Here is a 17,217-nt window from a genome sequence, read left to right as displayed (position 1 = left end):
GAGACCGCCACACGGGACGAAGCGATGAGCGGTCACGTCGCCGTCCTGTCGAATCCGGCGGCCGGAAAAGGCCGCGCGGTCAGGATCGCGGCCGACGCTGTCGATCGTCTGCGCGCCGGCGGCGCGGAGGTGCGCACCTACACCGGAGCGTCGGCGGCCGAGTCGCGCGAACTCGCCGTGCGGGCGCTGGCGGCGGGGCCCACGGTGTTCGTCGTCGTCGGCGGTGACGGCACCCTGTCCGGCCTCCTCGACCTGCTCTGCGGTCAGAGCGTGCCCGTGGCCTTCGTCCCCGCCGGGACCGGCAACGATCTCGCTCGCGCACTCGGGCTGCCCCTGCGCTCCGCCGCCGCCGCCGCGCTGGTCGCGATGAGCGGCCGCCGCCGCGTGATCGATGTCGGAGAGGTGCGCTCCGGCGAGAGCACCCGGTTGTTCCTCACCGTCGCCGCCCTGGGATTCGACGCCAAGGTCACCGAGCGCACCGATCGTCTGCGCTGGCCGTCGGGCCCGCTGCGCTACTATCTGGCGCTCCTCATCGAGCTCGTCCGTCTTCGCCCGGTGCCCTTCCGGCTGTCTCTCGACGGCGAGCCCGCACGCGATGCGGCGGGGACGCTCATCGCCGTGGGCAATACCGAGAGCTACGGGGGCGGGATGCCGATCTGCGTGGGCGCGACGCCGGATGACGGGCTGCTCGACGTCGTGCACGTCCGGGAGCTCGGTCGCCTGCGCCTGGTGGCGCTCTTCCCCCGACTCCTGCGGGGCCGCCATCTGAGCGCCGCGGAGGTGTCGCATCGCCGGGTGCGTTCGGTCGCGATCTCCGCTCCCGGCCTGGCGGTGTACGCCGACGGCGAGCGGGTGGCGACGGGGGAGTGCACGATCGGCGTCCGCGCCGCAGCTCTCACGATGATGGTGCCGGCATCGGGCGACCACGCCTGACGACCCCGACTCCTCGCTTCGGAGTAGACGCGCAGAGAGACCGCAGCGCCGTGCTCGCCGCACGGCACTGCGGTCTCCGGATCGTTGTCAGCGGTTCTCGATGCCGCGGATCTGCGGGGTGTGGAACTCTCCGCCGAAGGCGCGTTCCGAGGCGCCTTCCCTGTCGAGGTACGGCGACGCGCCGCCGTCGATGAACGGCCAGCCGGCGCCCAGGATCAGGCACAGATCGATGTCCTCGGCCTCGGGCACGACGCCGTCATCGAGCATCAGCTTGATCTCACTCGCGAGGCCGTCCTGCACCCGCCCCAGAATGGTCTCGGCCGAGGCCGGCGTCGTGCCGACTGCGGGCTTGATCAGCTTCTCCGCCTGCTTCGTCCAGCCGGTCACGCGGCCGCCCTTGTCCTTCTCGATCACCGTGTCGAGCTCGGCCAGAGCGTGGAAGTTCTCGTTCGCGTAGAAGCGATCGGGGAACGCGTGCGCCATGGTGTCCTGCACGTGCGCCGCGACCTTCCACCCTACGAGGTCGATGAGCTGGAACGGACCCATCGGGAGTCCGAGCGGCGCGAAGGCCTTCTCGACGTCCGTGATGGGCGTTCCCTCGTACACCGCGCGCGCCGCTTCGCCCATGACCTTCGCGAGCAGCCGGTTCACGACGAATCCCGGTGCGTCGGCGGTGAGGACCGCGTTCTTCCCGAGGTTCTTCGCGACGACGAACGCGGTCGAGAGTGCTTCCTCCGACGTCGTCGGAGTCTTCACGATCTCGATCAGCGGCATCACCGCGACCGGGTTGAAGAAATGGAAGCCGACGAGACGCTCGGGGTGAGCGAGCTTCGCACCGATCTCCTCGACCGACAGCGACGACGTGTTGGTCGCGAGGATGGCGTCCTCGGCGATGACCTTCTCGATCTCGCCGAAGACCTGCTGCTTGACGCCCACTTCCTCGAACACGGCCTCGATGACGAAGTCGCAGTCGGCGTAGAGGGTCTTGTCGGTCGTGCCGGTGACGAGAGCGCGCAGCTTGTTGGCGGAGTCCGTGTCGAGGCGGCCCTTGCCCTCGAGCGTGCCGATCTCCTCGTGGATGTAGGCCACGCCCTTGTCGACGCGCGCCTGGTCGAGGTCGGTGATCAGCACGGGCACCTGCAGCTTGCGCACGAACAGCAGGGCGAACTGGCTGGCCATGAGACCCGCACCGATGATGCCGACCTTGGTGACCTTCTTGGCGAGAGCCTTGTCCGGTGCGCCGACGGGCCGTTTCGCACGCTTCTGCACGAGATCGAACGCGTACATGGACGCCGCGAACTGATCGCCGGTGACGAGCTCGGCGAGAGCCTCGTCTTCGCGTGCAAAGCCCTCGGCCTTGGTGCCGCTCTTCGCCCTGTCGAGCAGGTCGAGCGCGGCGTAGGGAGACTTCGGCACGGTGCCGATCTTCGACTCGAGCATGTTCCGCGCCATCTTGATGGCGATCGGCCACTTGGTGAGGCGTTCGATCTTGCCGGGCTCGTTCCTGCGCTCCACCTTCTTGCCGCCGAGGACGGCGTCCGCCCAGGCGAGCGAGTTCTCGAGGTAGTTCGCCGCCGGGAAGATCGCGTCCACGATGCCGAGGTCGAAGGCCTGCTGCGGCTTCAGCATCCGGTTCTGCTTGAGCGGGTTCGAGATGACGACCTCGAGGGCGTTCTCGATGCCGATCAGGTTGGGCAGCAGGTAGGCCCCGCCCCAGCCGGGGATGATGCCGAGGAAGACCTCGGGGAGCGCGATCGCCGCGGCGGACGCGTCGACGGTGCGGTAGCTCGAGTTGAGCGCGATCTCGAGACCGCCGCCCAGCGCCAGCCCGTTCACGAACGCGAACGACGGGACGCCGAGCTCGCCGAACTTGCCGAGCACCTTGTGGCCGAGCTGCGCGATCAGGCGCGCGTTGTCCCGCGAGCCGACCTTGCTGATGTCCGAGAGGTCGGCCCCGGCGGCCAGGATGTACTGCTTGCCGGTGATGCCGACGGCCTGGATCTCGCCGGCAGCGGCGCGAGCGGCGAGACCGTCGAGCGTCTCGCCGAGAGCGGTGAGCGTGGCGGGGCCCAGCGTGTTCGGACGCGTGTGATCGCGTCCGTTGTCGAGGGTGATCAGAGCCAGCACCTTGCCGGACGCGAGGCGGATGTCGCGCACGGGGGAGTGCGTGATCACCTCGCCGTCGGTGAGGGCCTGGATGGGGGAGAAGTCGACGTTCGCGTACTGTGCGGAGATCGAGTGTGCCATCGGCGCTTACTTCCTCTTCTTGCCGTCGTAGTGCGGGTTCTCCCAGATGACGGAGCCGCCCTGTCCGAGACCGACGCACATGGCCGTCAGGCCGTAGCGCACGTCGGGACGCTCAGCGAACTGCGCCGCGAGCTGGATCATCAGACGTACGCCGGACGCCGCGAGCGGGTGCCCGAGTGCGATGGCGCCGCCCCACTGGTTGACCCGGGGGTCGTCGTCGGCGATGCCGAAGTGGTCGAGCAGCGAGATGACCTGGATCGCGAAGGCCTCGTTGAGCTCGAACAGCCCGATGTCGGCGATCGTCAGCCCGGCCTTCTTCAGAGCCTTCTCGGTCGAGGGGATCGGACCGATGCCCATGATCTCGGGCTGCACCCCCGCGAACGCGAACGACACCATGCGCATCTTCGGCGCGAGTCCGAACTCCTTCACCGCCCCGCCACCGGCGAGCAGCGACATGGTCGCCCCGTCGGTCAGCGGCGACGACGTGCCCGCGGTCACGCGGCCATGCGGGCGGAAGGGCGTCTTGAGTGCGGCGAGATCCGCCATGGTCGTCTGCGGGCGTCGGCCCTCGTCCTCCGTGGCGAGACCCCAGGCGCCGTCGGCGGTCTTGGTCGCGACCGGGACGAGGTCGGGCTGGATCTTGCCGGCCTCGTAGGCCGCCTGCACCTTGTGCTGGCTGAGCATGCCGAACCGGTCGGAGCGCTCCTTGGTCAGATGCGGGAAGCGATCGAAGATGCGCTCCGCGGTCACCCCCATGTTCAGGGCCCCGGGGTCGACCATCTTCTCCGCGACGAAGCGCGGGTTCGGGTCGGCGTTGGCGCCGATCGGGTGGTGCCCCATGTGCTCGACTCCGCCGGCGAGGGCGAAGTCGTACATGCCGACACCGATCGAGGCGCCCATGGTGGTGACACTCGTCATCGCGCCGGCGCACATGCGCTCGACGGCGAGGCCGGGCACGGTCTGCGGAAGACCGGCCAGGATCGCGACGGAACGGCCGAGCGTGAGGCCCTGGTCACCCGTCTGGCTGGTCGCGGCGATGGCGACATCGTCGATGCGGTCCGTGGGAACCGCGGCGTTCCGCTCCATCAGGCCGATGGTCGCCTTCACGGCGAGGTCGTCTGCGCGGGTGTTCCAGTACATGCCTTTTTCGCCGGCGCGCCCGAAGGGGGTGCGCACTCCATCGACGAAGAAGACGTCCGAGATCTCGGCCACTCTGCCTCCAAGTTTGTGCGGTGGCCTCAGTCTATGGAGGGCCGGAAACCGGGAGGAATCGGTTGGATCGAACCTACGAAGCGTCTGCGGGCGTCTCGTCCGGGGTTTGCGCCGCCTCTACAAAGGCGTCGGCGATCTTCTGTGCGGTCTGTGCAATCTGCCAGGGGCGGGCGCCGAGCGCTTCGAGCGCTGCTCCGATGTCCTCGGCGGTCGGGCCCGGCACATCCCAGGCGACGCGACGGAGGTAGTCGGGGGTCAGCAGGTTCTCGGTGGGCATGCCCATCTCCTCGGCCGTCGCCTCCACCACGGGGCGTGCCGCCTTCAGACGCGCATCGGCCTCGGGATTGCGGTCCGCCCATGCGCGGGGAGGAGGAAGAGTGTCGCTCGGCACGCGTTCGCGCGGAAGATCCTCGGTCGAGCGGCCGGCCACCATGGCCTGCCACCACCGATCGATCTGAGAGCGACTCGCTCGGCCCTGGAACTCCTTGGTGCCGGCGAGGGCCTGCTTGCTCTGGGGGTTGGCGAGCACGGCGGCGACCAGCGACCGGTCCGGAACGAGTCGCCCGGGGGAGACGTCCTGGTCCTGGGCGAACGACTCGCGAGCCTGCCAGAGGGAGCGTGCGACGGCCAGGTTGCGAGCCCCGCGCACCTGGTGCAGTCCGCTGAGCCGTCGCCACGGGTCCTCGCGGGGCGGCTTCGGCAGGCGGGTGAGCGTCGCAGCGAACTCTTCGGCGGCGAACTCGGTCTTCCCCTGATCCTCGAGCTCTGCCTGCAGGATCTCGTACACGTCGATCAGGTGCAGCACGTCCAGTGCCGCGTACTCCAGCCACGCGGCGGGCAGGGGGCGGGTCGACCAGTCCGCCGCGGAGTGCTCCTTCTTGAGCGTGATGCCGAGGGCGTTCTCGACCACGGCGGCGAGACCGACGCGCTCATGACCGAGCAGTCGCGAGGCGAGTTCGGTGTCGAAGATGGAGTGCGGCACGAGGTCGAGCTCCCGCAGCGAGGGCAGGTCCTGGCTGGCCGCGTGGAAGACCCACAGCACGTCTCCGATGGCTTCCTGCAGCGGCGAGAAGTCGCCGATCGCCGGCGGATCGAACAGGAAGACGCCGGCGTCGCGGCGGTACACCTGCACCAGGTACGCACGCTGGGAGTAGCGGAATCCGGATGCCCGCTCCACATCGACGGCGACCGGGCCCGAGCCTGCTGTCAGGGCGGCGCAGGCCGCACGGAACTCCGACACGTCGGAGATCACGGAGTATTCAGTCACGTGCTGCCTTTCGAGCGCCGATCACGGCGATGCCCTCGGAACCGGGCGGAAGACCCGCCAGCATCCCGACCAGCTCGACCCAGGCTTCGACATGGGGGGCGAAGGGGCCATCGGGTGTCCAGGACGCCCTCAATTCTATCTGAGCGCCGTCGCCCTCGAGAGAGAGGGTCCCGAAGCCCTTCGACAGCGTCTTGGTCGACGTGCCGGATGCCGAGTGGTAGACCGCTCCACGGGAGTCCAGGGCGTCGACGAGCCAGGACCAGGTGACATCGGCGAGGAGCGGGTCGGTGCCGATCTCGGTCTCCAGCGGGGCCTGGGCGAAGATGACGATGCGCCAGGCGCCGTCCCAGGCGCTGGGGGTGTCGGGATCGTGCAGGAGCACGAAACGGCCGGTGCCGTATGCGGACTCGCCGTCGTCGTCCGGGCGGACGTCAGCGGCGAGCGCCAGCGCATGCGGGGCGAGGCCTTGCGGCGTGGGGATCTCTCGGATCGTGATGTCCGCGCGGAACGCGATATCACGCAATTCGGCCACGGCGTCGTCGAAGATCGTCCCGGCATCGGGGTGTGCGGTCACGGCAACAGGCTAGAGTCAGGAAGCGATGAAGAGTCTCAGGCACGCCGTTGCGCTCCTTGTCCCTGTGCTGCTCGCTCTCGGGGCGGCGATGACCCTGCTCGTGCTGCGCATCGCACGGCGGGTGGTGATTCCGGCGAAACGTCCGGCGGATGCGCGGATCCTCGCTGTCGACACCGGTGCGCAGACCATCGAGCTGTCCCGTACGCGCGACACCGAGCTGCCGGGGCGCTACGGCCTGTTCACCTCGGGCACCTATGGCTACGTCAAGCTCGGTGCGGTGCTCAGCGTCGACGCGACCAGTGTGCGACGCAAGCTGCTGACCGAGATCGAGACCGGCGCTCAGGTCGACCGGGATGCGGCGTTCAGCGGCTGGTACTACGCGACGCCGAGCGAGCTGCACCTGCGATGGGAGAACGTGCTGATCGGGTCGCCCGCCGGCCCCTGCCCCGCGTGGTTCTTCCCCGCGGAGTCCTCGACCTGGGTCATCCAGGTGCACGGACGCGGAGTGACGCGTGCCGAGTGCCTGCGGGCAGTGCCGGTGCTCCATGCGGCGGGATTCCCGAATCTGGTGGTCTCGTACCGCAACGACGGCGAGGCGCCGCGCAGCCGTGCGGGGGCCTACGCCCTCGGGGCAGCAGAATGGCGCGACGTCGATGCGGCGGTGGCCTACGCGCTGCGGCACGGAGCCGAGCGGGTGATCCTGATGGGGTGGTCGATGGGCGGTGCGGTGTCACTGCAGACCGCCGTCAACTCGGGCCATCGCGACCGCATCGCCGGGCTCATCCTCGAATCCCCGGTGATCGACTGGCGGACCGTGCTCCGGTATCAGGCCAGGGAGGCGGGGATGCGGGCGCCCCTTCCGGACCTCGCCATGAGTGCACTCTCGGTGCCGCTGACCGCGCGACTCAGCGGGGCGGAGGACGCCATCCCCTTCGACCGTCTCGACATGGTCGCGAGGGCCGACGAACTGGCGGTGCCGATCCTGATCCTGCACAGCGACGACGACGGTTTCGTGCCGGCAGATGCCTCGCACGCGCTGCAGCGGGCCCGGCCGGATCTCGTGACGATGCCGAGCTTCTCGGTCGCTCGGCACACGAAGCTGTGGAACTACGACCAGAACGGCTGGAACGCCGCGATCACCGGATGGCTGACCGCGCAGGGTTTCAGCGCTTCTGACTGACCTGCTTCTTGGCGCGCATCAGCATTCCGGTCATGCCACCGATCCGCAGCGGCGAGACGGCCTTGGTGAGGCCGATCGACTGCGGGTAGTCGTCGGGGATCGCCAGCACCTCGTCGGCGGTGAGGCCGGAGATCCCCTGCACCAGGATGCTCGCGAACCCGCGCGTCGTCGGAGCCTCCGGCGGAGCGGTGGCGTGCATCGTGACGATGCCCTCGTCGACCTCGACGTAGATGTAGACGGGCGACTGGCATTCGGCCACGCGCTCGCACATCTCGGGATGATTCGCGACGTCCTCGGAGACCTCTGGCAGCTCGTCGGAATACTCCAGCAGGAGCAGTAGACGATCGGCCTCGGGGGTCTCCAGGAATCCGTCGCGGATCTCGGCGAGGGTGTCAGGAACTCGGCTGGTGCTCATCCCCGTCATTCTCCCACGGTCAGAGGGAACCGGGCTCCGAGCCTGTCACGATCGGCACCCGCACCGCGCTGCCCCACTCGGTCCAGGAACCGTCGTAGTTGCGCACGTTCTCGAACCCCAGCAGGTGCGTGAGCACGAACCAGGTGTGGCTGGATCGCTCACCGATCCGGCAGTACGCGACGACCTCGTCGCCGTCCGCGAGTCCGGCGCCGTCGCGGTAGATGGCATCGAGTTCGGCGCGCGGGCGGAATCCGCCGTCCTCCGCCACTGCCTTGGCCCACGGCACGCTCTGGGCGGTGGGGATGTGGCCGGCTCGCAGCGTGCCCTCTTCGGGGTACGCGGGCGCGGTGGTGCGCTCACCGTTGTACTCCTCGGGAGAGCGCACGTCGATCAGCGGGCTGCCGATGTGGGCGAGCACATCGTCCTTGTAGGCGCGGATGACGGAGTCGTCGCGCTCGACGATCGGGTACTCGGTCGGCGTGGGCGTCGGTGCGTCGCGCGTGATCTCGCGTCCCTCGGAGATCCAGCGGTCACGGCCGCCGTCGAGCAGACGCACATCCTCATGGCCGAACAGCGAGAAGACCCAGAGCGCGTAGGCGGCCCACCAGTTGTTCTTGTCGCCGTAGATCACGACGGTGTCGTCGCGGGAGATCCCTTTGCGGCTGAGCAGCGTCGCGAAGCCCTCGCCGTCGACGTAGTCACGCACCACGGGGTCGTTGAGCTCGGTGTGCCAGTCGACCTTCACCGCACCGGGAATGTGCCCCGTCTCGTAGAGCAGGACGTCCTCGTCGGATTCCACCACGACCAGGCCCGGTGTTCCCAGGCGCTCGGCGAGCCACTCCGTGCTCACGAGCCGCCCCGGATCGGAGTACTCGGCGAACTTGGGTGAGGTGGTGTCGAACTCGATGGCCACAGGGATCTCCTCAGACGGTGAGCGGCGATGGTGCAGGGTGGTGACGGCGTAATGTGGAGCCGATACTTCGACGATAGATCCACGCCGTGCGCCCTGCACCCGATTCGTAAGACTTCGACACAGGTGCGCCCCCCGATACAGGACTCTGATGACCGACACGCCCAGCCGCACGGGCATCGTGCACCTGACCGACCGCCAGCCGACCGTCTCCGGTCCGGAGATGCTGGCGAGTCTCGTCCCGCCGCCGCAGTTCGACGGCGCCACCTTCGAGAGCTATCGGGCGGATGCCGCCTATCCCTCGCAGGAGGAGGCCAAGGAGATGCTGATCCGCTTCGCGGGCCCCGGCGCCCCGATCAAGCGCGGCGGGTTCTTCAGCAGGGCGAAGAAGGAACCCGAGGCCAAACCCGGGGTCTACCTCGACGGCGGATTCGGCGTCGGCAAGACCCACCTGCTCGCGGCGATCTATCACGCGATGCCTGCTCGTCGGAAGTACTTCGGATCCTTCATCGAGTACACCGCTCTCGTGGGTGCACTCGGATACAAGAACACGATCGACCTCCTCAAGGGCGCGGATCTGCTCTGCATCGATGAGTTCGAGCTCGATGATCCGGGCGACACGATGGTGATGACCCGTCTCATCGGCGAGCTGGTACCCACGGGCACGAAGCTCGCGGCGACCTCGAACACTCCGCCGAACGCGCTCGGGGAGGGACGATTCGCGGCGCAGGACTTCCTGCGCGAGATCCACGCCATGGCGGACAGCTTCCAGACCATCCGCATCGACGGCGTCGACTTCCGTCAGCGCGCCCTCGACGGTCACGCGGTCGTGAGCGACGACGCCGAGTACGGGAAGGCCGTCGAGACGAGGTCCGCGAGCGGCACCGCGTCCGACGACACCTTCGGCGATGTCATCCGCCATCTCGCTCGAGTGCACCCCTCGAGGTACCTCCGTGTCATCTCCGGTCTCGACCTCGTGGGTCTGCGAGACGTGCAGGTGCTGACGGATCAGTCCGAGGCGCTGCGATTCGTCGCGTTCGTCGACCGGGTGTACGACGCGCAGATCCCGATCGTCGCCACCGGCGTGAGCCTCGACCAGGTGTTCGCCGAGGAGATGCTGGGCGGGGGATACCGCAAGAAGTATCTGCGCGCCATCTCCAGACTCAATGCACTTACACACGCGGATCGCAGTGTCGCGTAACGCGATGTTCACACCCGGGGCGCTCCTGTAACGTCGCCGCAACAAACCTCACGCATTCCGGAAATCGGGCCTCGTCACACTGAAGCTCTCAGTTCCCGAATGTGAGGTTTGACTATGGATGCTCCAGGCAACATCTCCTGGGCGATCACCGCGACCGCCCTCGTACTGCTCATGACGCCCGGCGTCGCCTTCTTCTACGGCGGCCTCGTGAAGGCCAAGAGCGTCGTCAGCATGATGATGATGAGCTTCGGCTCGATCGGCCTCGTCGCAGTGCTCTGGATCCTCTTCGGATTCTCGATGAGCGCTGTCGACAGCCCCACCGCCTTCGCAGGCAACCCCTTCGCCGACATCGGCCTCTCCAGCCTCGCGGCCGGTGAAGGCTCGAACGTCGCTCTGCTCGGCGTCGCCTACGGTGCGACGTTCGCGATCATCACGGTGGCCCTGATCTCGGGTGCCATCGCCGACCGCGCGAAGTTCGGCAGCTGGCTGATCTTCGCCGGCGTCTTCGCCACCGTCGGATACTTCCCCGTCGCCGCCTGGGTCTGGGGTGGCGGATGGATCATGAACCTCGGCACCACGCTCTTCGGCGAGGACAGCGGGATCGGCGTGATCGACTACGCCGGTGGTACCGCGGTGCACATCAACGCGGGAGCCGCGGCCCTCGCCCTCGCGCTCGTCCTCGGCAAGCGCATCGGCTTCCAGAAGGGCATCCTGAAGCCGCACAACGTGCCTCTGACGCTGCTCGGCGCCGCCCTGCTGTGGTTCGGCTGGTTCGGCTTCAATGCCGGTGCGGAGTGGCTGTCTGAGGACATGGGCGGTGTCGGACTCATCGGCATCAACACGCTCGGCGCCACCGCTGCAGCCATCCTCGGCTGGATCCTCATCGAGAAGATCAAGGACGGCAAGCCCACCTCCGTGGGCGCGGCATCGGGTGCGGTCGCCGGACTCGTCGCGATCACCCCGGCGTGCGCGAACCTGACGCCGGGCTGGGCGCTGCTGCTGGGTCTGCTGGCCGGTGTGGTCTGCGCACTGGCGATCGAGCTGAAGTTCCGCCTCGGCTTCGACGACTCGCTCGACGTCGTCGGCATCCACCTCGTCGGTGGGCTCATCGGAACCCTGTACCTCGGCTTCTTCGCCACCGGCACCGGACTGTTCGTCGGCGGCGACGCCCGCCAGCTCGCCGTCCAGGTGATCGCCGCTCTCGGCGTCCTGATCTACTCCTTCGTCGTCGCCTTCATCATCGGCTTCGCGATCGAGAAGACGATCGGCTTCCGCGTCACGAACGAGGACGAGATCGCCGGTGTCGACCAGGTCGTGCACGGCGAGGAGGGCTACGCGCTCGCTGACGCCTGACCTGCCGTTAGGGTGACCGTGTGAGCAATCGCAACGGCATCCTGGCACGACTCGCGGAGATCCTCTTCACAGCACTGGGATCTGACCGGGCGTCTCGGACGAACACTCGTCCGAGACGCCCGGTCTCGCGTCTGCGCTCCACTACCGAGACGCACGGCACCGACACGGTGCGGATCGACCCTTCGTCGGTCGGCGACCTGGTCATCGGCTATGCGCCCCAGCGTGACGGCGCCCCGGATGCCGGCGAGATCATCTGGACGTGGGTGCCCTACGAGGAGAACGACGGCAGAGGCAAGGATCGGCCCCTGCTGGTGATCGGGCGGCAGTCATCCGATCGCGTCTACGCCCTGCGGATGACGAGCAAGCCCCACGACGGTCGGCGCGACTTCCTCTCGATCGGTTCCGGCGCCTGGGACGCCCAGGGGAGAGAATCCTGGGTCGACATCGAGCTGCTCTACAGTGTCCATGAGACGGGACTGCGGCGCGAAGCCGCCGTGCTCGATCGGTCTCGCTACCGGCGCGTCTCCACCGCTCTCACCGGCCGCTACGGGTGGACCGCGGGCTGACCCGCGAGATCGGCGCAGGCACCCGGCTGAGCGCCCACACGGCGGCAGCAGCCACGAGCAACGCGACCAGCAGGGCGGCGACGGTGGTGGAGAGCGACACCACACCGCGCTCGGGGAGCAGGAAGCCGTACGGCACCCATCCGTCTGTGACGCCGCGGCCCAGCACCACGAGGAGCCAGAGCATCGGATAGGGCAGCACCAGCCAGAGCAGACGCCACGGCTGCGGGGGCCGATCGCCCACACGCAGCCAGTCGAGCACCAGCAGCAGCGGGAAGACGGTGTGCAGCACGAGGCTCACCCACGCGGGAGCGCTGCCTGTGCCCGGCACGATCAGGTTGTAGACGAGCGCCACCACGATCATGCAGGCGGTCACCACTGCGCGCGCGGTGGTGAGACCCGCCGGGACGCGGCGTCGACGGAGTCCGAGCAGGCTCGTGCTCAGCAGGATGAGGCACGCGAGCAGGCTCGTCAGATTCGTGAAGTAGCCGAAGAAGTCGAAGAGGCTCGGTCCCTGTCGAGGGATCCCGATGACGTAGGTGAAGACGAGGATGCCGATCACCGCGGCCCCCACGACGCCGCGAAGCGCCGAGACCCGGCGGGAGGGGAGTGCCTCTGTGCGCATCGCCCCAGCCTAGGAGCGCAGTGGAGGCAATCCGTTGCGGCGGGCACTGCGAACAACCTGTGAGTCGCACACAGCGGCGAAATCAAGGAGGAATCATGCGTTTCATCCCCACCAAGGTCCACGGCATCCTCGACTACATCGTCGGTGTGGCTCTGATCGCAGCGCCGTGGCTGTTCGGCTTCGCGGGCATCGGCGGACCCGCCGTGATCATCCCGATCGTGCTCGGCGTCGGCCTCATCGTCTACAGTCTGTTCACCAAGTACGAGTGGGGCCCCTTCGGCTTCATCCCGATGCCGGTCCACCTCGTCTTCGACGTCGTCGCCAGCCTCTTCCTCGCCCTGTCGCCGTGGATCTTCGGCTTCTCGACCGAGGCGCCGAACGTCTGGGTGCCTCACGTCGTCGTCGGCGTCGCCGTGATCCTCGTGGTCCTGTTCTCGCAGCCGCAGCCCGCGAAGGTCAAGGCAGCCCGCGCCTGACGCTCTGCACACTGAAGCCCCGTACGGAACCACGGTCCCGTGCGGGGCTTCAGTTCTGCGATGCGCGGCTCACCCACTGCGCATAGAGCTGCCAGGGGTCGGCCACCGTGCGGAGTCCGGCGATGTGGTTCTCGAGATGCGGCGTGAGCGTGAACCACTCGCCGCCCTCTCGGATGTCCGCGAACTCGCGATGTCGCGCCTGTTCGATCTCGCGTCCTCCGGGTTCGAACGCGAGGAGCTCTTCGTGTCGGATGCTGCCCAGGCGCTGGCGCGGGCGGCGACTCGTGCCGATCTTCACCCGACGCGCGTAGCGGATGTAGTAGACGACCTCGATCACCGGACGCGGGAGATCGGGGTCGGGGGAGTCGCCGTAGCGCCACCCGCACCAGGCGCACATCAGAGCGCCGGACACTCGCACCGCGTCGGCGTGGCCGCACAGGGAGCACGGGCTCGGGAGCTGGAGGGGCGACACCGTCGGGACTCTACCCGCGGCCGCCGACGTCAGACCTCGCCGCGGCGCCGCTTGCGCCCGCGGGGCACCCAGTTCCACCAGGTGAAGTGGTGGTCGCCCTGCTCGACGTCGAACTCCTGCCCGCAGACCGTGCACTCGCAGAGGTAGGTCATCGACCAGCCCGGTTCGCTCGTCGACCGGATCACGATGTGGCCGGCGGCCTCCTCCTTGCGCGGATCGTTCGTGAGGATGCCCGGGTACGCGGCGCACCAGCACTTCCCGTCGCGATACTGCTCGATCTTCGTGAGTGCATGCTCCAGATGCCCGTTGTTGGAGTAGATCATGCCGCCCAGATCGAGCGCGCCCGCCTTTCGTCTGATCCTGGGCAGGGCAGCGACCAGGGGATCGAGTTCTCCGGGGTCCCGGGAACCGATCGTCTGCCAGAGGGCGTGGATCACCCGGCTGCGATCGCCGGAGAGGAAGTCGTCGAGCAGTGTGGTCACCCGGCCAGGCTAACAAGCCCGGAGGGAGACCCCCGACCGACGGAAAAAGCCCCGCACATCGTGGGATGTGCGGGGCCTGTCTGTGGGCGATACCGGACTCGAACCGATGACCTCTTCCGTGTGAAGGAAGCGCGCTACCAACTGCGCCAATCGCCCATACCCGAGGGGTACGTCAACCGATACTACCGGACGCTCGGAGCCGTCGCGCACCACCGCAGCGGACACGCGCGAGATTCGCTCCCGGTTTTGACAGTGGTCGATCATCGGCTAATGTTTCATAAGTGCCCGGGACAACAACCGGGAACAACGCGGATGTAGCGCAGTTGGTAGCGCACAACCTTGCCAAGGTTGGGGTCGCGAGTTCGAGTCTCGTCATCCGCTCAAGTGCAGGGGCCTTCTTCGGAGGGCCTTCCGCACGTGGGGTCAATCCACACGGTGGCGTGGCCGAGCGGCTAGGCACCGGCCTGCAAAGCCGTTTACACGGGTTCGAATCCCGTCGCCACCTCTCACAAACTGAATAGCCCACATGGGCGCGATTGGCGCAGCGGTAGCGCGCTTCCCTGACACGGAAGAGGTCACTGGTTCGATCCCAGTATCGCGCACAACGAAACCCCCGGTTTTCCGGGGGTTTTTTCGTATCTACGGACCGTGGTGGCACCGTACCGCCTCGTTCCGGCGACCGTGCGTCTATGCCCGGATCGTGAGCATGAGTGACGGTGCCCGTCATGTCTGCTATATCTGTCACAAGGGAACTCGGACGAGGTATCGGCGGCAGCTCAGAGGCAGCGGCGACACTTCGCTCGCTGAAATCTGGGGACGCATGCACACTCTCTTTTCGCGCGCGAGCGCAACAGCCGTCATCGCCGCGATCGCTGTGGTCGGCGGCCTGTGGGCTCCGCCGGCGATGGCCGCATCCGGCGAGAGTCGGGGCATCGAGGCTGAGGCGCTGGCATCGGGTGCGACCATCTCGGGCACGGTCACGTCGGACTCCGGTGCGCGCATCGACAGCGGGAACTTCGGATGGATCTTCGCGATCCCCGTCGGTGCCGGAGGAGATCCGTGGGCGCAGGGCGTCGGCTCTCGATGGTCGGTGATCACCGATGGCAGCTACACCATCACCGACCTCCCGGCCGGCGAGTACACCGTGCAGTTCCGTTACGGATGCGACTGCGGTGGGCCCGATGAGCTGCCCGGCGCACCCTGGGTGGAGGAGTTCTATCAGAACTCCCTCGACCTCGCCGGCGCCACACCCGTGCACGTGGGCGCAGATGAAGCCGTGAGCGGCATCGACTTCACGCTCACTCCTCGCGTCCAGGGAGAGCGCCCGCGGATCACGGGAACCCCGGTGGTCGGAAGCACCCTCACCGCGACCACCCAATGGTGGACGTCCGGCACGACCTCGACCTATCAGTGGTACGCCGACGACGTCATCATCGCCGGTGCGACCGCTGCGACGTACAAGCTCACGACTGTGCAGGCGAGCACGGCGATCTCGGTCTCGGTGACCGGGGCGATTGCCGGACATGTGTCGAACGGCGGGACATCGCGGCCGACCGAGAAGGTGCTGCTCTCCGGCTCCCCGTCCATCTCGGGCACCGCTGCAACGGGATCGACGCTGACGGCGAATCCGGGGACATGGACCGCGGGCACCGCCTTCAGCTACCAGTGGTTCGCCGGCAACGTCGCGATCGGCAATGCCACGGCGTCGACGTTCATCCCCACGCCCGCTCAGGCCGACACGCAGATCTCGGTGAAGGTCACCGGAACGCTCGGCGGCTACCCGACTGTCAGTGCGACCTCGGCGAAGACCGTGAAGCTGGCGCGTGCCGGAATACCGACGATCAGTGGCACCGCTGCGGTGGGCTACACGCTCACGGCGTCGCCGGGCACCTGGACCACAGGTACGACCTTCACCTACCAGTGGTACGCCGACGGCACGCTGATCAGCGGGGCGCGGGCCTCCACATTCGTGCCGCTCTCCACTCTCTCGGGGAAGCAGATCTCGGTGAAGGTCACCGGTGCTGTCACCGGGTACCCGACCGCCGCCATGGCCTCGGGCAGGACGACGAAGCTGGCCCTCGTCGCCACTCCGACGATCAGCGGCGCCGCGGTCGTGGGCGGCACGCTGACGGCCGCACCCGGTGCCTGGACCGCCGGAACCGGATTCACGTACCAGTGGTACGCCGGTTCCGCTGCGATCTCCGGCGCCACCGCGAAGACCTACATGCCGACGCCCGCGCAGTCCGGTGCGCAGATCTCGGTGAAGGTGACAGGCACGCTCGCCGGTCACACCACCGTGGCCAGGGTCTCGACCAAAACCCTCAAGGTCCTGCTCGCCGCCACTCCGACGATCAGCGGCACCGCGGTCGTGGGCGGCACGCTGACGGCCGCACCCGGTGCCTGGACCGCCGGAACCGGATTCACGTACCAGTGGTACGCCGGTTCCGCTGCGATCTCGGGTGCCACCGCGAAGTCCTTCACGCTGACGGCATCCCAGTCCGGCGCTCAGATCTCGGTGAAAGTGACAGGCACGCTCACCGGTCACACGACCGTGTCCAAGGAATCGGTGAAGACCCCCAGAGTTCTCGTCGCCGCCACACCGACCATCAGCGGCACCGCAGCCGTGGGCAACACGCTGAAGGTCACGCCCGGCAGCTGGACCCCTGGCACCACATTCACCTATCAGTGGTACCGCAACGGCAGCGCGGTCCCGGGTGGGACAGCTGCTGCGTATCCCGTGCGTCCGACCGATGCGTACGCCACGCTATCGGTCAGAGTGATGGGTACCCGGTCGGGATACGCCTCGGTGACGAAGGCGAGCGTTGCGACCGTGCCTGTGACGGGAAAGGTCTACGGGAACTGCGCCGCGCTCAACGCGGACTACCCTGACGGCATCCGCAAGAACGGAGTCACCACGGACAAGAAGTCCGGGGTCGCGAAGCCTCTCGTCGGCAACCCCTACGAATCGACCTCGATGTACAACCGCCAGTCGATCGCGCGAGATGCCGATCGAGACGGCATCATGTGCGAGCGCTGAGTCGCGCCGCGCGGTGACGACGCTCCGGATCCCGGCTCAGGAGTTGTAGGGCTCGTGCGTGTCTCGACGTCGGTCTTTGCCCTCGTCGATCCACCGTGTGTGCGCCCTCAGGCCGTGGAAGACACCGAAGCGGATCACCAGGTACGCGAGCAGCAATCCGACGAGCAGAAAGATCAGCCAGATCGCGATACCGAGGACAGATGACAGGGCGAAATGCGCGGGGAAGTCCATGGACCGACCGTATCGTGCTGCTCGCCCCGCGCGAGCGCC

At 67.8% G+C, this 17,217-nt stretch carries 17 protein-coding genes and 4 tRNA genes; 10 read left to right on the top strand and 11 right to left on the bottom strand.

Annotated features, from left to right (window positions below; genetic code table 11):
• Positions 1–24: 24 nt before the first annotated feature.
• Positions 25–933, top strand: coding sequence for a diacylglycerol kinase family protein (locus ASD43_RS11985; protein WP_056419580.1), 909 nt, complete (start codon positions 25–27; stop codon positions 931–933).
• A gap of 87 nt (positions 934–1,020) precedes the next feature.
• Here the strand turns inward: ASD43_RS11985 and ASD43_RS11980 are convergent, their stop codons facing one another.
• The 4 genes from ASD43_RS11980 to ASD43_RS11965 form a co-directional block, all read right to left on the bottom strand.
• Positions 1,021–3,180, bottom strand: coding sequence for a 3-hydroxyacyl-CoA dehydrogenase NAD-binding domain-containing protein (locus ASD43_RS11980; protein WP_056417770.1), 2,160 nt, complete (start codon positions 3,178–3,180; stop codon positions 1,021–1,023).
• A gap of 6 nt (positions 3,181–3,186) precedes the next feature.
• Positions 3,187–4,392, bottom strand: a complete 1,206-nt coding sequence (locus tag ASD43_RS11975; protein WP_056417768.1) for a thiolase family protein — start codon at positions 4,390–4,392, stop codon at positions 3,187–3,189.
• Between the two features lie 73 nt (positions 4,393–4,465).
• Positions 4,466–5,659: a ribonuclease D gene (locus ASD43_RS11970; RefSeq protein ID WP_056417767.1), complete on the bottom strand. Its 1,194-nt coding sequence runs from the start codon at positions 5,657–5,659 to the stop codon at positions 4,466–4,468.
• A complete protein-coding gene (locus tag ASD43_RS11965) occupies positions 5,652–6,233 on the bottom strand; it encodes a DUF3000 family protein (RefSeq protein ID WP_056417764.1) in 582 nt (193 codons plus the stop codon). Before ASD43_RS11965 ends, ASD43_RS11970 begins: the two co-directional genes overlap by 8 nt.
• Positions 6,234–6,258: 25 nt before the next feature.
• Here ASD43_RS11965 and ASD43_RS11960 point away from each other — a divergent pair, with 25 nt between their 5' ends.
• Positions 6,259–7,413: an alpha/beta hydrolase family protein gene (locus ASD43_RS11960; RefSeq protein ID WP_056417761.1), complete on the top strand. Its 1,155-nt coding sequence runs from the start codon at positions 6,259–6,261 to the stop codon at positions 7,411–7,413.
• Here the strand turns inward: ASD43_RS11960 and ASD43_RS11955 are convergent.
• Together ASD43_RS11955 and ASD43_RS11950 are read right to left on the bottom strand one after the other, a co-directional pair.
• Positions 7,397–7,828 carry a SufE family protein gene (locus ASD43_RS11955; RefSeq protein WP_056417757.1) on the bottom strand — a complete coding sequence of 144 codons (432 nt, stop codon included), beginning with the start codon at positions 7,826–7,828 and terminating at the stop codon, positions 7,397–7,399. The genes ASD43_RS11960 and ASD43_RS11955 overlap by 17 nt on opposite strands.
• Before the next feature lie 19 nt (positions 7,829–7,847).
• Positions 7,848–8,741, bottom strand: coding sequence for a sulfurtransferase (locus tag ASD43_RS11950; RefSeq protein ID WP_056417754.1), 894 nt, complete (start codon positions 8,739–8,741; stop codon positions 7,848–7,850).
• Positions 8,742–8,889: 148 nt separating this feature from the next.
• Between ASD43_RS11950 and zapE the strand changes: the two genes are divergently transcribed.
• From zapE to ASD43_RS11935, 3 genes are all read left to right on the top strand, one after another.
• Positions 8,890–9,939 (top strand): cell division protein ZapE, encoded by a 1,050-nt coding sequence (gene zapE / locus ASD43_RS11945; protein WP_056417750.1) that lies wholly within the window; start codon positions 8,890–8,892, stop codon positions 9,937–9,939.
• A 114-nt stretch (positions 9,940–10,053) separates the two neighbouring features.
• Positions 10,054–11,292 carry an ammonium transporter gene (locus ASD43_RS11940; protein ID WP_045255048.1) on the top strand — a complete coding sequence of 413 codons (1,239 nt, stop codon included), beginning with the start codon at positions 10,054–10,056 and terminating at the stop codon, positions 11,290–11,292.
• 20 nt (positions 11,293–11,312) lie between these two features.
• Positions 11,313–11,858, top strand: a complete 546-nt coding sequence (locus ASD43_RS11935) for a type II toxin-antitoxin system PemK/MazF family toxin (RefSeq protein WP_082539371.1) — start codon at positions 11,313–11,315, stop codon at positions 11,856–11,858.
• Here the strand turns inward: ASD43_RS11935 and ASD43_RS11930 are convergent.
• On the bottom strand, positions 11,827–12,480 hold the full coding sequence (locus ASD43_RS11930; RefSeq protein WP_056417748.1) for a Pr6Pr family membrane protein: 654 nt from the start codon (positions 12,478–12,480) through the stop codon (positions 11,827–11,829). The two genes, ASD43_RS11935 and ASD43_RS11930, sit on opposite strands and share 32 nt — an antisense overlap.
• A gap of 95 nt (positions 12,481–12,575) precedes the next feature.
• On the opposite strand from ASD43_RS11930, the gene ASD43_RS11925 reads away from it, so the two are divergent.
• Entirely contained in the window at positions 12,576–12,956 is a 381-nt protein-coding gene (locus ASD43_RS11925) for an SPW repeat domain-containing protein (protein WP_056417746.1), read from the top strand.
• A gap of 49 nt (positions 12,957–13,005) precedes the next feature.
• Here the strand turns inward: ASD43_RS11925 and ASD43_RS11920 are convergent, their stop codons facing one another.
• The 3 genes from ASD43_RS11920 to ASD43_RS11910 form a co-directional block, all read right to left on the bottom strand.
• A complete protein-coding gene (locus ASD43_RS11920; RefSeq protein WP_056417743.1) occupies positions 13,006–13,428 on the bottom strand; it encodes a GIY-YIG nuclease family protein in 423 nt (140 codons plus the stop codon).
• A 29-nt stretch (positions 13,429–13,457) separates the two neighbouring features.
• The gene (locus ASD43_RS11915; protein WP_056417739.1) at positions 13,458–13,910 is read right to left on the bottom strand and encodes a hypothetical protein; all 453 of its coding nucleotides are present in this window, start codon (positions 13,908–13,910) and stop codon (positions 13,458–13,460) included.
• Positions 13,911–13,993: 83 nt separating this feature from the next.
• A tRNA-Val gene (locus tag ASD43_RS11910) sits at positions 13,994–14,066 on the bottom strand.
• A 152-nt stretch (positions 14,067–14,218) separates the two neighbouring features.
• Between ASD43_RS11910 and ASD43_RS11905 the strand changes: the two genes are divergently transcribed.
• The 4 genes from ASD43_RS11905 (at position 14,219) to ASD43_RS11890 (ending at position 16,947) form a co-directional block, all read left to right on the top strand.
• A tRNA-Gly gene (locus ASD43_RS11905) sits at positions 14,219–14,291 on the top strand.
• A 53-nt stretch (positions 14,292–14,344) separates the two neighbouring features.
• Positions 14,345–14,415, top strand: a tRNA-Cys gene (locus tag ASD43_RS11900).
• 25 nt (positions 14,416–14,440) lie between these two features.
• A tRNA-Val gene (locus tag ASD43_RS11895) sits at positions 14,441–14,512 on the top strand.
• A gap of 218 nt (positions 14,513–14,730) precedes the next feature.
• A complete protein-coding gene (locus tag ASD43_RS11890) occupies positions 14,731–16,947 on the top strand; it encodes an excalibur calcium-binding domain-containing protein (RefSeq protein ID WP_056417736.1) in 2,217 nt (738 codons plus the stop codon).
• A 36-nt stretch (positions 16,948–16,983) separates the two neighbouring features.
• Here the strand turns inward: ASD43_RS11890 and ASD43_RS11885 are convergent, their stop codons facing one another.
• Positions 16,984–17,178 (bottom strand): hypothetical protein, encoded by a 195-nt coding sequence (locus ASD43_RS11885; protein ID WP_056417733.1) that lies wholly within the window; start codon positions 17,176–17,178, stop codon positions 16,984–16,986.
• Positions 17,179–17,217: the final 39 nt, after the last annotated feature.

Origin of the sequence: Microbacterium sp. Root553 (genome assembly GCF_001426995.1) — a bacterium.
Taxonomy (GTDB): Bacteria; Actinomycetota; Actinomycetes; order Actinomycetales; family Microbacteriaceae; genus Microbacterium.
The sequence above is the reverse complement of the archived record's forward strand: the minus strand, read 5'-3'. Positions and strand labels throughout refer to the sequence as shown.